Below are 13,583 nucleotides of genomic sequence, written 5' to 3'. Positions count from 1 at the left end.
AGCGAACAGTGGGGAACAGCAGATGAAACGACGTACGGCCCCGCGCACGGTCACGGCGGCGGCAGCGGTCCTGGCCCTGGCGGCCGCCGCGCTGATCGGCCCGGCCCTCACCGAGCGCGGCACCCCGCAGGCGCACGCGCTCACCCCGCCGGTGGCGATGACGGCCGACGACTTACCGACCTGGCAGACGAACGGCGTCGTGTGGGCGATGGCCCAGTCCGACGGCGTCGTCTTCGCGGGCGGCACCTTCTCCGCCGTCCGGCCGCCGGGCGCGGAAGCGGGCACCGACGAGCGGCAGGCCGTCAACTTCGCGGCGTTCGACGCCGCGACCGGCGCCCCCACCGACTGCCGGCTCGACTTCACCGTGGGCAGCGGCACCGCGACGGTCCGGGCGCTGGCCGTCTCGCCGGACGGCGAGACCCTCTACGCGGGCGGCAACTTCGCCGCCGTCAACGGCACCTACGTCAGCCGGGTCGCCGCGATCGACATCCCCAGCTGCACGGTGAAGCCCGAGTTCAACGTGTCGGTCTCCGCGACCGTGCACGCGCTGGCCGCCACCGACGACACCGTCTACCTGGGCGGCGCCTTCACCTCGGTGGACGGGCAGAGCCGCGGCAAGTTCGCGGCGCTGAGCACGGACGGCGAGCTGCGGTCCTGGAAGGCGGACGCGGACGCGACGGGACGGGCCGTCGAGGTCACCCCGGACGGGCGCAGCGTCGTGCTCGGCGGCGACTTCGCCCGCGTGCGGAACACCGACTCGCACGCGCTGGCCGTCGTGGACGCGGACTCCGGCGCGCTCAAGCACGGCTACGGGCGCTCCTTCGTGCCGCGCAACTCGGTGGTCAAGGGGCTGTACGCGGACGAGACCGGGATCTACACCGCCAACGAGGGCACCGGCGGGGGTGTGTTCGACGGCCGGATCGCGCTGAACCTGGACGACTTCTCGCAGCGCTGGCGGGACACCTGTCTGGGCGCCACCCAGGACGTGACCGTCTACAAGAAGGTGCTCTACAGCAGTTCGCACGCGCACGACTGCTCCAGCATGGGCGAGTTCGGCGAACTCCACGAGCGCCAGCACCTGCTCGCCGAGTCGGTGGACGACCCCACCCCGCTGCTGTCCTGGTTCCCGGACACCGACGACGGCCCGCTGAACGTGGAGCAGGTGGGGCCGCGCGCCATGGTGGTCTCCTCCCGGGGCGGCAAGGACTACATGTGGGTGGGCGGCGCGTTCTCGCGCATCGCCAGCAACGGCAACACACCGCAGCAGGGCCTGGTGCGGTTCGCCAACGGGCCCGACACCGGCGCCCCGACCGTCCCGGAGGACGTGAACGCGGCCAACGTCCTCGGCGGCGTGCGGGTGTCCTGGCCGGCCAGTACCGACCTGGACGACCGCACCCTCACCTACCGCGTCTACCGCAACGGCGGCTCCGAACCGGTGGGCACCGTGCGGGCGAACTCCGCGTTCTGGGACCGGCCCACGGTCAGCTTCACCGACACCACCACCGACTCCGGCACGGACTACACCTACCGGGTCACCGCGAGCGACGACGGGGACGCCAACACCAGCTCCCGCTCCGCGGGCGCGGAGGTGCGGACCCCGGGCACGCCCTCGGAGACGACCGTGGAGCGGGAGGCGAGTGCCGACGCCTATGTGAACGGCTCCTCGGTCAACTCCGCCTACGGCACCCATATGCAGCTCGCCGTCCGCGGCTCCGCCCCCTACGAGAGCTACGCGCGCTTCGCGGTGCCGTCCGCGCCCGACGGAATGGAGCTGGCCAAGGCCCGGCTCACCGTCACCACCAGCGGCGACAGCTACGCTGCCAGCACGGACACGGTCACGGTCCGCCCCGTCACCGGCAGTTGGAGCGAGACCGGGGTGACCTGGGCCGAGCGGCCCTCGGTCGGCTCGACGGCACTGGGCTCGCTGGACGGCGCGCCGGAGCGGAGCACGGCCTACGACATTCCGCTCGGCACCGACGCCGTCAGCGACGCGGAGGGCGAGAACCTCGACCTGGCGCTCACCGGTACGGGCAGCGACAGCCTGTGGCTGGCGGCCCGCGAGTCCGGGGGCACCGGCCCCAAGCTCACGCTGACCTTCAGGAAGCCGTGAGCGCCCGCAGGGCGGCACCGGCGGCGGCAGCCCTCGTGGCGGCCGTCCTGGTGCTGACGGCCGGCTGCGGCGCGGGCGGCGACGACGGCGGGGAGGCCGCGAAACGCCCCCGGGCCGAGAAGAGCGCAGGAGCCGGCGAGGACACCTCCGCCGCGCCGGAGGACGAGCCGGCGCCCGGGGACGGGCGGGAGGGGCGGCCGGAGGACCCGAAGGACACCCAGGACCCGGAAGAGCCCGGGGACGAGGACGTGCCGAAGGTCCCGCGCGCCTCGCTCTCCCCGGCCACCGGCTCGTTCACCGAGAAGGAGAAGGAGTATCTGGTCGGCAGGGTGCCGCAGGGGCTGGAGCCGGCCGCGGTGCTGGAGGCCGGGCGCACCGCCTGCGCCCGGCTGCGCAGCACTGCCGAGGCGAGCAGGAAGGACGCGATCAGCGCGCTGAAGGCGGGCGAGATCGACAACGCCGGGCCCGCCGTGCACCACCTGTGCCCGCGGTTCGAGCCGCTGCTCGAGGCGGCGGGCCGGAAGTGACCCGCCGCCGGCCCCCGGATGCCACCCGAGAACCCGAGAAGTGCCGTCCCAGGAAGCTACGGAGAGAGCCCCCGTGCAGAAACTGCCCGTCGTGGTCGCGATACCGACCCGGAACGAGGCCGAGAACATCGCCAGCACCGTCCGGTCGGTGATCGACCACTTCGCGCACGTCGTCGTGGTCGACTCGGACAGCACGGACGACACCCGCGCGCTCGCCGCGGCGGAGGGCGCCGAGGTGCTGCCCTACACCTGGGACGGCGGATACCCGAAGAAGAAGCAGTGGTGCCTGGAGCACGTCCACCCGCGGACCGACTGGATCCTCTTCCTCGACGGCGACGAGACGCCGAGCGCGGAACTGCTGGCCGAGCTGCGGCAGCTCTTCAGCCCGCCGCCCGGGCGCACGCTGCGTCCGGCCGCGTTCGACATCCCGCTCGGCTACTGGTTCGCCGGACGCCGGCTCCGACACGGCCACACCATCGTCAAACGGGTGCTGCTGGACCGCACCCGCTGCCGCTTCCCCGAGCCCGACGACCTGGCCGCACCGGGCATGGGCGAACAGGAGGGCCACTACCAGCCGCTGGCCGACCCGGTGGTGCGGCTGCGCTCCCCCATCGAGCACCGGGACCTGGATCCGGTGCGTACCTGGTTCGAGCGGCACAACCGGTACTCGGACTGGGAGGCGTGGCTGGAGGCGCACCCGGTGGTGCGCGAACAGATCCGGCAGGCCAAGACGCGGCAGGGCCGGCTCTTCCACCGGGCCCCGCTCAAGCCGCTGGTGTCCTTCGCCTACGCCTACGGCTGGAAGCGGGGGTTCCTCGACGGCCGGGCCGGGCTGGACTACGCGTTGGCGATGAGCTTCTACCGCTGGCAGATCGGCCTCAAGGCCCGCGAGGCGGCCGCCGCAGGGCGGGGCGATGCCGCAGGGCCGGGCGGTCCCGGGGAGCCGGGCGCGGTCAGCGCGTCGTCGGCACCGGGCGGGCGGCGGCCCCGGCCCGGTCCCGCACCTGCCCGTACACCTCCCGCAGGGTCCCGACCACCGCGTCGAGGGTGAAGCTCTCGCGCGCCAACTGCCAGGCGGCCCGGGACGCGGCGGCACCGGCCTCCTCGTCCAGCAGTTCCAGCACGGCGCGGCCGATCCGGGCCCCGTTCCCCGGGTCGTCCGGCGCGCTGTCCACCACCCGCCCGGCGCCCGCCGCGGCCACGTCGGGCGCCAGCCCGCTGGTGCGGGTGACGACGACCGGAAGCCCCACCGACAGCGCCTCCAGCACCGAGACGGAGAAGGCGTCCTTGATGGACGGCAGGACATACACCTCGCTCTCGCGCAGCCGCGCGAGCACACCCGCGTGGTCGAGCGCGCCCACGTACTCCAGCGCGTGCCCGACCCCCAGCGAGCGGGCGCGCGCCAGCATCTCCCCGGCCAGCGCGCCGGTGTCCGGCCCGGCCAGCACGAACCGCGCCCCGGGGTACTTCGCCAGCACCGTCGGCATCGCCCCGACGAAGTCCTGCGGGCGCTTGCCCTCCTGCACCCGGGCGCAGTACAGCACCGTGGGCGGCCGGCCCGGCGCCCGCCCGGAGTCGCGGGCGGGCTGCGGGGTGACACCGTTGACCAGCCGGTACGCCGGCCCCATCGGCTCCGGCGCCACCACCGCCTCGGTCAGCTCCCGCTCCTGCCCGGTGAGGTGGAGCACGGCGTCGGCCTTGCGCAGGACCCGGCGCAGCCCCAGCACGTCCACGGCCCGGGCCACCCGCTTCTCGGTGGGGTCGATCATCCCGTGCGTCTGCAGCACCAGCGGGCGGCCCAGCGCGGAGGCCAGCAGCGCGACCGGGAGCGTGACCAGGTCGCGCATCAGGTGGACGTGGACCACGTCCGCCGAGCGCAGCATGCGCGGCGCCGCCGCCAGCAGCGCCGCCGAGGTGATACCGCTGACCTCGAACCGCGGCAGCAGATGGCGGGCCTGGAAGAGGCGGGCCGGAACCCCGTCCACGGTGCGCGGCAGCGGTCGGTCCGTGGGGAATCCGTCGCCCAGCGCCACCAGGGCCGCCCGGTCGCCGCGCGCCCGCAGCCCGCGGCACAGGTTCAGGGCGACCCGGGTGGGGCCGCCGAAGTCGTGGGTGGGCGTGTGCAGCGTGACGATGTGCAGCACCTTCAACGGTGTCCCCTCCCCTGGCCGTGCCGATGATATTAGCCGGTACAGCTGCTTTCGCCCCGGTCTTTCATGGTTTTCCCGGCCTGCGCGGCCCCCACGGGTTCCGCGGCCCCCACGGGTTCTGCGGCCCCCACGGGTTCCGCCTCCCGCCGTCGCGGGGCGGCGCCGGAGCCGGGAGCGGCGATGAGCGCGGGCACCTCGGCCCCCGCGCCGCGGCAGCGGTTCGCCGCGACGGCGCCCCGCGCGGTGCTGTCCCGGGCGCTGGCCGTCCCACTGGTGGCGGCACTCGTCGCGGTCCTGCCCGCGGCGGTCGCCACCCAGCCCGGGCCCGGACCGCACGACGCCGCCTTCTGGCTCCAGTCGGCCACCTGCGCCTACTCCGGCACCCGGCTGGCGGCCATGGTGCTGACCGCGCACCGCCGGCTCATCCAGGGCGCGTTCTGGCTGTTCTGCTACATCGCCATGGGGATCGCGCCGCTGGCCCAGACGGTGCTGGACAGCACGCCGACCCCGGTGGTCGGACCGCGTGCGGACACCGTGCTGGCCTCGGCGCTGGTGCTGGCGGGCCTCGTCGCCTTCGACGTGGGCGCCCTGCTGGCCCGCCACCGGCCGCCGCTGCGCAGCCGGATGCACGAGCGCCGCCGGCCCGCGGCGGTCGTACGGCCGCGCAGGCTGTACGCGCTGTGCGCGCTGGCGCTGGCGGGCAGCGGACTGCTGATCGCCCGGCTGGACGGGCCGGGCGTCTTCTTCAGCAACCGGCAGGAGATCAGCGAGACGCTCGGCGGTGCGGAGGCCGCCTCGCAGGCGGGCTCGGCGTTCCTGCGCGGGTTCGGCACCGTACCGGCGCTGCTGGCACTGCTCTTCCTCACCCGGCGGCTGGTGGTCTCCCGCGCGGCGCGCCGCAGACCGCTGGTCCCGGTGCTGTGGCTGGTGATGCTGGCGCTCAACGCCGTCGTCAACAACCCGGTCTCCAACCCGCGGTACTGGTTCCTGACAGTGCTGTTCTCGCTGCTGTTCACCGCCTTCCCGCGCAGCCCGGTGATGTACCGGGCCGCGCTGGCGACCGGGGTGGCGGTGGCTCTGGTGGTGTTCCCGTTCGCCGACCGGTTCCGCTACGAGGAGGGCGCCGACCGGCCGCGGCAGGCGACGGACTCGCTGCTGGAACCGCTGACGATGAAGGACTACGACCAGGCGGGCATGTTCGCCAACACCGTCACCTTCGCCGAGTCGGGCGAGGGCCACAGCTACGGGCGCCAACTGGCGGGCACCGCACTGTTCTTCGTGCCGCGCTCGGTGTGGGACGGCAAGCCGCACGACCCGGGCACCCGGGTGGGCACCTGGATGGGGATGCCCTACCCGAACCTCTCCTCGCCGCTGTGGGCCGAACTGTGGCTGGACTTCGGTCCGCTGGGCATGGCGCTGGGCTTCGCCGCCGTCGGCTACGGCGCCGCCCGCGCCGACCGGCGCTACGCACGGCGCACCGCCGAGGAGGCCGCGGCGGGCCCCGGTCCGCGAAGGCGGCGGGAGGGGGCCGGGCCGGGAAGCGTGGCGGCGGTGGCGGTGCCGCTGGTCGCCGGCTACAGCTTCATCCTGCTGCGCGGCTCGCTGCTCCAGGCCATGGGCCGGGTGGCCATCGCGGTGCTGTGCCTGCTGTTCGTCAGCTCGTTCCGGCAGGACCGGCAGAACCGGCAGGGTCCACGGGACCGGCAGGTTCCCCCGCCCCGGCGGGACCGGTTTCCGGCCCCTCGTCGGCCCGGGCCGCCCCAGGGGCCCGGTCGGGGCCGGGAGCGGACGGAGCCGGACCGGGCGCGCTGATACCGTCCGGGGCCGCCGCCGTGCGCAGCAGCCGGGCCGCGCGCAGCCAACTGGCCGTCCCCTTCGCCGCGGAGCCCAGGCACAGTCCCCAGGCCGCGCCCGGCACCCCGCCCAGCGCGTAGCCGCCCAGCAGGCAGCAGACGGAGGCGAGGGAGAAGACGAGCTGGAGGGGCAGCGTCGTGCGCGGCCGCAGCACCCGCAGCGTCAGCAGCCCGCAGGTGCCCAGGGCCATCGCCGCGTACTGGCTGCCGGTCGCGGGCAGCAGCCGGGCCGCGGAGGCCCAGGTGTCGCCCAGCAGCGCGCGCCCGTAGCCGTCCGGCAGCAGCAGCAGAACGGCCGTCCAGGCGGCGGCGACCGCGGCGAGCACGCCTCCCGCGGCGGCCGCGGCGCGGGCCGCTCGTCGTCCGCTGCCGGTCCGGTTCAGCAGCGGCGGGCCGAACCCGGTGGCGGCGTTGAACAGCACGTTCATCGGCCCGTAGAGCGTGCCGGCGCCGCGCAGCGCGCCCACCGCCAGCGGGTCGGCGAGCAGCCCCAGGCCGATGACGGCCAGCTGGCTGCCGGCGTTGCCCACCCCGAACTCGACGGCGAACCGGCGGCCCAGGTGGTCCCGGCGCAGGCAGCGGGCCGGGTCCTGGCCCGCGCCCCGGGTGTGCCGCCCCAGCAGCCACAGCGCCACCGCGAGCGCGGGCAGCGCCGAGGCCCCCCAGGCCAGCAGCAGCCGCGCCGCACCGGCCCCGGACGGCTGGGCGGCGAGCGCGGGCAGGACGGCCGCCAGCCGCAGCACGTCGGCGAGCAGCGCGTACTGGGGCCGGTGCAGGGTGGCGAAGGCGTAGCGGGTGGTCTCCTGCGTCAGCGCGAGCGGCAGCACCAGCGCCAGCGCGGCCAGCGCGGTGCCGGTGCGGCCGCCGACCGCCCACAGCACGGGCGCGGCGACCACGGCCGGGGCCGCCGCGGCCAGCGCGGTGAAGGCCACCCCCGAACGGCAGGCCCGCGCCACGCGTTCCGGCGCGCCCCGCTCCAGGACGAGGGCCTGCCCCACATAGGCGACGGTGAGGCCGAGGAGCACGGTGAAGACGGTGTAGACGAGGGAGAACGTGGCGAAGGCGTGCACGTCCGACCGGCGCGCCGCCACCACCAGCACGGCGATGTTCGTCGCCGCCGCCACGCCCTGGTCGGCGACGGAGCAGACCAGCGCGGTGCGGGCCCGCGGCATCCGCCGCTGCGGCTCCCGCGCCGGACCGCCGCCGGGGTGCTGCACCCGGATCCCCTCTCGTCAGCCGCCGGAAGCGCTCAACGGTCCAGCACCCGCAGACCGACGCCCTCGCGGACGAACTCCGCGGGGTGGGGGCGCGGTGGCAGGCCCCGGTCCGGCGGCGAGGCGGGGCCGGACGCACCGCCGCGCCCGGAGTCGCCGCCGGTGCCCTCGGAGTGCAGGAGGGCACCGAGCACGCAGCCGCCCGCGCCGGCGACCAGCTCCCGCACCCGGGCCAGGTCGTCGCGCCGCACCTCGCGCGGGTCGCAGACGAGCAGAACGCAGTCGACCCGGTCGATGAGCGCGATGGCGTCGGCGTACGACAGCACGGCGGGCGCGAGCACCAGCAGCACGGAGTCGCTGTCGTCGGCGTGCCCGATGAGCCGGCTGACGGCCGAGGAGGTGAGCGCACGCGGCACCTTGCTGACGCGGTGTCCGGGCACCAGGTCGAAGACGCCCGACTCGCCCGCGTCGATCGGGACGCGGTACCCGGCGGGCCAGCCGATGGTGCCGTGGCCGGGCGCCCGGGCCCAGCCGGGCCGGAGGCCGTCCGCGTGCCGCAGCCGCTCGGTGAGCGAGGGGGTGCGCAGATCGGCCTCCAGGAGCAGCACCTCCTTGCCCATCTCGGCGAAGGAGGCGGCCAGGTTCACGGAGGCGGCCAGCGCGGTGCCGATGCCGCCGCGCGGCGGGACGACCAGGACGCGGCGGCGCCGCGCGAAGGTCTCGTCGTAGGCGAGCCGGAAGGCGACCGAGCGGTACTCCTCGGCGAGCCGGCCGCCGGCCAGCAGCGGACGGGAGCGCGCACGGCGCTCGGCCCGCTTCTCGCGGCGGCGCCCGCGCCGGCGCGGCAGGGTGCCCAGTACCGGCGCGTGCAGGGCGCGCACCACGTCGCCGGGGGTGCGGACGGCGGGGTCGAAGACGAGCCGTACCCAGGCGGCGAGCAGGCCGAGGCCGACACCGACGGCGGCACCGAGGCCGAGCAGCAGCGGCAGTCCGGGACCGGCGGGCGCGTCGGGCGGAACGGCCTCGGTGACGACGCGGCCCGGGGTGGTGTCCTCGGCGCGCAGGTCGCTGATGCTGCCGTTGAGTTCGGCGATGCGGCTGACGACGGAGGAGTGCGCGGAGAGCGTGCCGTCGAGCGCGCCCTCCCGGCCGGAGGAGGCGATCTCCTCGGCGAGCCGGTCGCGCTCCTTCAGCAGCGGCTCGCGCTGCTTCTCGTAGGAGTCGACCATGCTCGCCGCGCGCGCCTCGGCGTCCTGCTCGCGGTTGCCGAGGTAGGCGGCGGCGAAGGCATTGGCGCCGCGCGCCGCGGCCCGCGGGCTGTGCGCGGTGTAGGAGAAGCGCAGCATCCGGGTGTCGGGCGGGTTGGTGACCTGGAGATCGGCGGCCAGCTGCTGGGGACGGCGCCCGGAGTCCAGGGCGTCCGCGGCGCGTTCGGCGACGACGCTGCTGAGCGCGGTGCGCCGCTCGGAGCCCATGCTGGTGCCGCCGGCGGCCGAGGCGGCGCCGCTGCTGTCGAGGGGCAGCGGGCGCACGGTGATCTCGGTGGTGGCGGTGTAGGAGTCGGCGCCGCTGACGCCGAGCCAGCCGCCGCCCAGGACGCCGAGGGCGATGCCGAGCGCGATCAGCCAGCGGTAGCGCAGGAGCTGGCGGAACTGGTCGCGGAGCAGGTCGGGTTCGTCGTCGGGGTGGACGGCCGGGGCCGGATCCCGCTCGTCGCCGCCGGGCGCGGCGTGGCCGCTCACGCCGGCCCGCCCTGCTGCCGGACGGCGCCCGCCGCGGCGCCCCGCCGCGGACCGGGCCGGGCGCGGGGGCCGGTGCGGTGGCCGCCGGATGCGGGGGCCAGGGCGCGGGCCTCTTCGAGCAGCGCGGTCAGCCGGACCAGCGCAGCGGTGCGCCCCAGGTGGCCGGTGGCGTACGCGCGGCCCGCGGCGCCGAGCGCGGCGGCGCGGGCGGGGTCGGCGGCCAGGCCGCGGAGGCCGTCGGCGAGCGCCGCGGGGTCCTCGGGCGGTACCAGGACCCCGGCGCCGGAGCGGCGGATCTCGCCCGCGGTGCCGCCGCTCCCGGCGACGGAGGCGAGGACCGGGCGCCCGGCGGCGAAGTAGGAGGTGAGCTTGGAGGGGACGCTCATGTCGAGCACGGAGGCCCGCTGGGTGACGGCCAGCACGTCGGCGGCGGCCAGCACCTCGGGGAAGTCCGCCTCGTCGGCGGGCGGCAGCAGTTCGACGCCGGGCAGCGGGGCCGCCAGCCGGTCGAGGTGGCGGCGCTGGTTGCCGTCGCCCATCAGGACGATGCGTAACCGCTCGCCGCGGAGCAGCCGGGCGGTCCCGATCAGCACGTCCAGGCCCTGTTTGAGGCCCATGTTGCCGGAGTGCAGCAGCACCGTCTCGTCCGGCCGCCAGCCGAGCCGGGAGCGGGTCTCCTCGCGGGGACGGGACGGGGCGGAGATGTGTGTCCAGTTGGGCACGGTACGGATGCGGGAGGCCGGGACGCCCAGCGCGGTGACCCGTTCGGTGAAGCTCTCGTGGATGACGCCGACCAGGGTGGCCGCCGCCAGCACCCGGCGCTCCACGGAACCGGCGAGGGCGGCTGCCCGGTCGCCGCCGCGGATGCCGCTCTGCGCCGCCCCGGCACCCATCAGGTCCTGGACGACCGGCACGAACGGCACTCCGGCCCGGCGGGCGAGCCGGGCGCCCAGCAGTCCGCCCGCGAGGCTGGGGAGTTGGGCGACGACGGCGTCCGGGGGGCCGCCGAGCCGGGGCGGGGCGAGCAGCCCGTGGGCGAGCACGGATGCCTCGTACAGCGCCCGGCGCGCGGCGGTCTGCCGGGGCGGGACGGTGTGCCTGCGGCGGTGCACCCGGACTCCGCCCCGCTCCTCGGTGGCCCGCCAGACGCCCCGGTAGGCGGGGTCCGTACGCCAGGCGGGGTAGTGCGGCATACCGGCCAGGACGTGCACGTCCCAGTCCGGGCGCGCGGCCCAGTGCTCGGCGAGCTGGGCCGCGTAGGGCCCGATGCCGGCCTGCTCGGGTGCGTAGTTGGTGGAGACCAGCAGCACCCGGCGCCCGGTTGCCTCCTCGCGCAGCCCACCGGGCGCGGTCCCGTCCCCGGGCACCGCGTCGCCGTTCACCATGGATCCCCCCACAGGTCCGCCGCTCGTTCCCCCGGGGCAGCGTAACGCCTGCCGTGCGTGCATTCGCCGACCTGTGCCTGATTCCCGCCGGTTGTGGTTGCATGCTGCGATGCGCGGCGGCCGGGGAGGGCCGCGGCGCGGCCAACGGCATGCGTCCTGGGGGGACTTCACATGACCCACACGGTCGGCTACGCACCCGGCGCCTACGACCTGTTCCACGTCGGCCATCTGAATCTGCTGCGGCACGCCCGCTCGCGGTGCGACTACCTGGTCGCGGGCGTGGTCTCGGACGGGATGGCCGAGCGCGCCAAGGGGCGCCCGCCGGTGATCCCGCTCGTCGAGCGGCTGCAGATCGTCCGCAGCATCCGGTTCGTGGACGCGGCGTTCGTGGAGACGGTCCCGGACAAGCTGGAGACCTGGCAGCAGGTCAGATTCGATGTGCTGTTCAAGGGGGACGACTGGCGGGGTACGCCGAAGGGCGAGAAGCTGGAGGCCGACTTCCGTACGGTCGGCGTAGAGGTCGTCTACTTCCCGTACACCATGCATACCTCCAGCACTCAGCTGCGGCGCGCACTCGACGCGCTGGCCGCCCCGTCCGGCCCGGCCGCGCCGGTCACCCCGGAGGCGGGGCGGACAGCTCCCGGAACCATTTGACCGCGAACGCGGCGAGGAAGAGCGCATAGCAGGCGAACAGGGCGGCGTACCCGGCGCGGAACAGCCCCGGGGCGCCGAGCAGCAGGAAGACGGCGCAGAACACCCCGTGGTCCACCGGGAGCAGCGCCACGGCCCGCAGCGTCGAGGGCGGCGCGGCGTCCGGCGGCGGCGCGGCAGCACGACGGTCCGGCCGGGGCCGGAGCTTGTCGGTGAGCAGCCCGCCGAAGAAGATCAGCACCGCCACCAGCTGGAAGCCCAGCGGCAGCAGCAGCCAGCTCGGGTGCGGCAGTTCCGCGAAGCGGTAGAAGGAGATCAGCACGGCCGAGTGCAGCCCGGTGATCTTGGCGCAGTCCACCACGTGGTCCAGCCACTCCCCCGCCGGGCTGCCGCCGCCCCGCAGCCGGGCGAGCTGCCCGTCGGCGGAGTCCAGCGCGAAGCCGACGAAGAGCGCGGCCCACACGGCCGCGCCCAGCGCCCAGGACGGCCGCACCAGCGCCACGCCCGCCACCCCGGCGAAGCTGCACCCCGCGCTCAGCAGGGTCACCTGGTTCGGGCCGAGTCCGGCGCGGTACGCGGCGGCCGCGAAGACCCCGCCGAGCGGCCGGTTGAGGTACCGCGAATAGAGCGAGACCCCCTTGGCCGTCTTCTGCGCGCCCTGTAACCGGCGCAGCGCCGTACCGAATGCGTCGGCCTCCGTGGCCTGGACCATGTACGCCCCCTCGGTCGTCCTGCCGCGCATACTGGGCCAGGCACCGCGCGGCATGCCAGACCCCGCAGGGTAGGGTGCCTTCGCCGACAGCACCGGGAGGGTGGGAACAGGTGAAGGGGTTGAGGGCTGGCAAGCCCCCGCGCATACCGCTGGCAGCGGCCGTGACGACCGGAGCACTGCTCGCCTCGCTCACGGGCTGTGTGACCGTGCACGGCGAGAGCGCCGTGGTCCCCGCGCTGAGCCAAGCCGAGGCGGCGAAGGTGCTCAAGACCTTCGTGGCGAAGAACAACCGCGCCAACACCGCCTACGACGCCGGGTTGAACGCCCGGATCGAGACGGGCGCCCTCGGCGCCATCGACCAGGCGGGCCTCAAGTCCCGCAAGGAGGTCCGCCCGAAGGGGAACCCGGACTACCAGCCGCTGAAGCTGACCGACACCCGCTATCTGATCCCCGAACAGGCGGGCTGGCCGAAGTTCTTCGTCACCGACTCGCGCAGCAACCGCAAGGGGCAGGGCCGCTGGCTCTTCGTCTTCCAGCGCCAGCGGGCCGACGGGCCGTGGAAAGCGTCCTACCTCTCGGTCGTGGCACCCGATCGGATCCCCCGCTTCGCGCGGGACGAACACGGCCGGGTGAAGGCAGTGCCGGTCGGCGGCGGCTCCGGGCTGACCGTCCCGCCGGACGAACTGAGCAAGCGCTACACCCGCTATCTGCAGGAGGGCGCGGGCGACGACTTCGCCGCCGGGCGGCACACGACCGCGCTGCGCGAGAAGCGGAAGAAGGCACTCAAGCAGGAGAACGTGCGCAACGAGTTCGCCGACCGGGCCGCGCAGCCGCCGCAGTACGCGCCGTTCGGGCTGCGCACGAAGGACGGCGGGGCACTGGTTTTCTTCACCACCCTGCACCACCACAAGCAGACGCTGCCGCGGGGATACAAACCGCAGATCAAGGACCCGCTGGTGAAGGCGATGATGTCGGGCACGCCGAAGCAGTCGGTGACCTTCGTGCGGGTCTCGGAGCAGGCCGTCACCGTTCCGGCCGAGCAGGCGCGGGGGAAGTCCGGCGACGGCTCCGGCGGCAAGGTCGACTTCCTGAGCCGCATCGAAGGGCTGACCGCCGCGCGCGGCGAGTGAGCCCGCACCGCCGGACCGGGGCCGCCCCCGGCCCGGGTGCGGCATGCGCACCACACCGGGCCGCGGAGCCGCGGGGCCACCGGCCGGAACGGGGTGCCGCCCGGTGGCG

General features: G+C 75.4%; 9 protein-coding genes and 2 pseudogenes. 6 read left to right on the top strand and 5 right to left on the bottom strand.

The window, feature by feature from the left end; translation table 11 throughout:
- Positions 1-22: 22 nt before the first annotated feature.
- The 3 genes and pseudogenes from A949_RS0124225 to A949_RS34360 all read left to right on the top strand — a co-directional run.
- Positions 23-2,110: a CBM96 family carbohydrate-binding protein gene (locus A949_RS0124225; RefSeq protein ID WP_019358630.1), complete on the top strand. Its 2,088-nt coding sequence runs from the start codon at positions 23-25 to the stop codon at positions 2,108-2,110.
- A complete protein-coding gene (locus A949_RS0124220; RefSeq protein ID WP_019358629.1) occupies positions 2,107-2,637 on the top strand; it encodes a hypothetical protein in 531 nt (176 codons plus the stop codon). Before A949_RS0124225 ends, A949_RS0124220 begins: the two co-directional genes overlap by 4 nt.
- A 73-nt stretch (positions 2,638-2,710) precedes the next feature.
- A pseudogene (locus A949_RS34360) lies at positions 2,711-3,538 on the top strand (glycosyltransferase family 2 protein); the annotation flags it as partial.
- A 52-nt stretch (positions 3,539-3,590) separates the two neighbouring features.
- On the opposite strand, the gene A949_RS0124210 reads toward A949_RS34360, so the two are convergent.
- Positions 3,591-4,787, bottom strand: coding sequence for a glycosyltransferase (locus A949_RS0124210; RefSeq protein ID WP_019358627.1), 1,197 nt, complete (start codon positions 4,785-4,787; stop codon positions 3,591-3,593).
- Between the two features lie 180 nt (positions 4,788-4,967).
- On the opposite strand from A949_RS0124210, the gene A949_RS0124205 reads away from it, so the two are divergent.
- Positions 4,968-6,599 carry an O-antigen polymerase gene (locus tag A949_RS0124205; protein ID WP_019358626.1) on the top strand — a complete coding sequence of 544 codons (1,632 nt, stop codon included), beginning with the start codon at positions 4,968-4,970 and terminating at the stop codon, positions 6,597-6,599.
- On the opposite strand, the pseudogene A949_RS36745 reads toward A949_RS0124205, so the two are convergent.
- The 3 genes and pseudogenes from A949_RS36745 to A949_RS0124190 all read right to left on the bottom strand — a co-directional run.
- Positions 6,568-7,812, bottom strand: a pseudogene (locus tag A949_RS36745) (hypothetical protein); the annotation flags it as partial. The gene A949_RS0124205 and the pseudogene A949_RS36745 sit on opposite strands and share 32 nt — an antisense overlap.
- A 77-nt stretch (positions 7,813-7,889) precedes the next feature.
- A complete protein-coding gene (locus tag A949_RS0124195) occupies positions 7,890-9,596 on the bottom strand; it encodes a hypothetical protein (RefSeq protein ID WP_019358624.1) in 1,707 nt (568 codons plus the stop codon).
- Positions 9,593-10,981: a glycosyltransferase gene (locus A949_RS0124190; RefSeq protein WP_019358623.1), complete on the bottom strand. Its 1,389-nt coding sequence runs from the start codon at positions 10,979-10,981 to the stop codon at positions 9,593-9,595. Before A949_RS0124190 ends, A949_RS0124195 begins: the two co-directional genes overlap by 4 nt.
- A 171-nt stretch (positions 10,982-11,152) precedes the next feature.
- Between A949_RS0124190 and A949_RS0124185 the strand changes: the two genes are divergently transcribed.
- Positions 11,153-11,635: an adenylyltransferase/cytidyltransferase family protein gene (locus tag A949_RS0124185; protein ID WP_019358622.1), complete on the top strand. Its 483-nt coding sequence runs from the start codon at positions 11,153-11,155 to the stop codon at positions 11,633-11,635.
- Here A949_RS0124185 and A949_RS0124180 read toward each other — a convergent pair.
- Positions 11,595-12,344 carry a CDP-alcohol phosphatidyltransferase family protein gene (locus tag A949_RS0124180; RefSeq protein ID WP_019358621.1) on the bottom strand — a complete coding sequence of 250 codons (750 nt, stop codon included), beginning with the start codon at positions 12,342-12,344 and terminating at the stop codon, positions 11,595-11,597. The two genes, A949_RS0124185 and A949_RS0124180, sit on opposite strands and share 41 nt — an antisense overlap.
- A 161-nt stretch (positions 12,345-12,505) precedes the next feature.
- Here A949_RS0124180 and A949_RS0124175 point away from each other — a divergent pair, with 161 nt between their 5' ends.
- The gene (locus A949_RS0124175) at positions 12,506-13,474 is read left to right on the top strand and encodes a hypothetical protein (protein ID WP_237735892.1); all 969 of its coding nucleotides are present in this window, start codon (positions 12,506-12,508) and stop codon (positions 13,472-13,474) included.
- Positions 13,475-13,583 lie beyond the last annotated feature (109 nt).

This window comes from Streptomyces sp. AA1529 (assembly GCF_000280905.1).
In the GTDB taxonomy this organism is placed as follows: domain Bacteria; phylum Actinomycetota; class Actinomycetes; order Streptomycetales; family Streptomycetaceae; genus Streptomyces.
The sequence above is the reverse complement of the archived record's forward strand: the minus strand, read 5'-3'. Positions and strand labels throughout refer to the sequence as shown.

Bases quoted from the DNA above. Each gene is read 5' to 3' on its own strand.
- A949_RS0124190 (WP_019358623.1), bottom strand. From the start codon at position 10,981: ATGGTGAACGGCGACGCGGTGCCCGGGGACGGGACCGCGCCCGGTGGG.
- A949_RS0124205 (WP_019358626.1), top strand. From the start codon at position 4,968: ATGAGCGCGGGCACCTCGGCCCCCGCGCCGCGGCAGCGGTTCGCCGCG.
- A949_RS0124180 (WP_019358621.1), bottom strand. From the start codon at position 12,344: ATGGTCCAGGCCACGGAGGCCGACGCATTCGGTACGGCGCTGCGCCGG.
- A949_RS0124185 (WP_019358622.1), top strand. From the start codon at position 11,153: ATGACCCACACGGTCGGCTACGCACCCGGCGCCTACGACCTGTTCCAC.
- A949_RS0124225 (WP_019358630.1), top strand. From the start codon at position 23: ATGAAACGACGTACGGCCCCGCGCACGGTCACGGCGGCGGCAGCGGTC.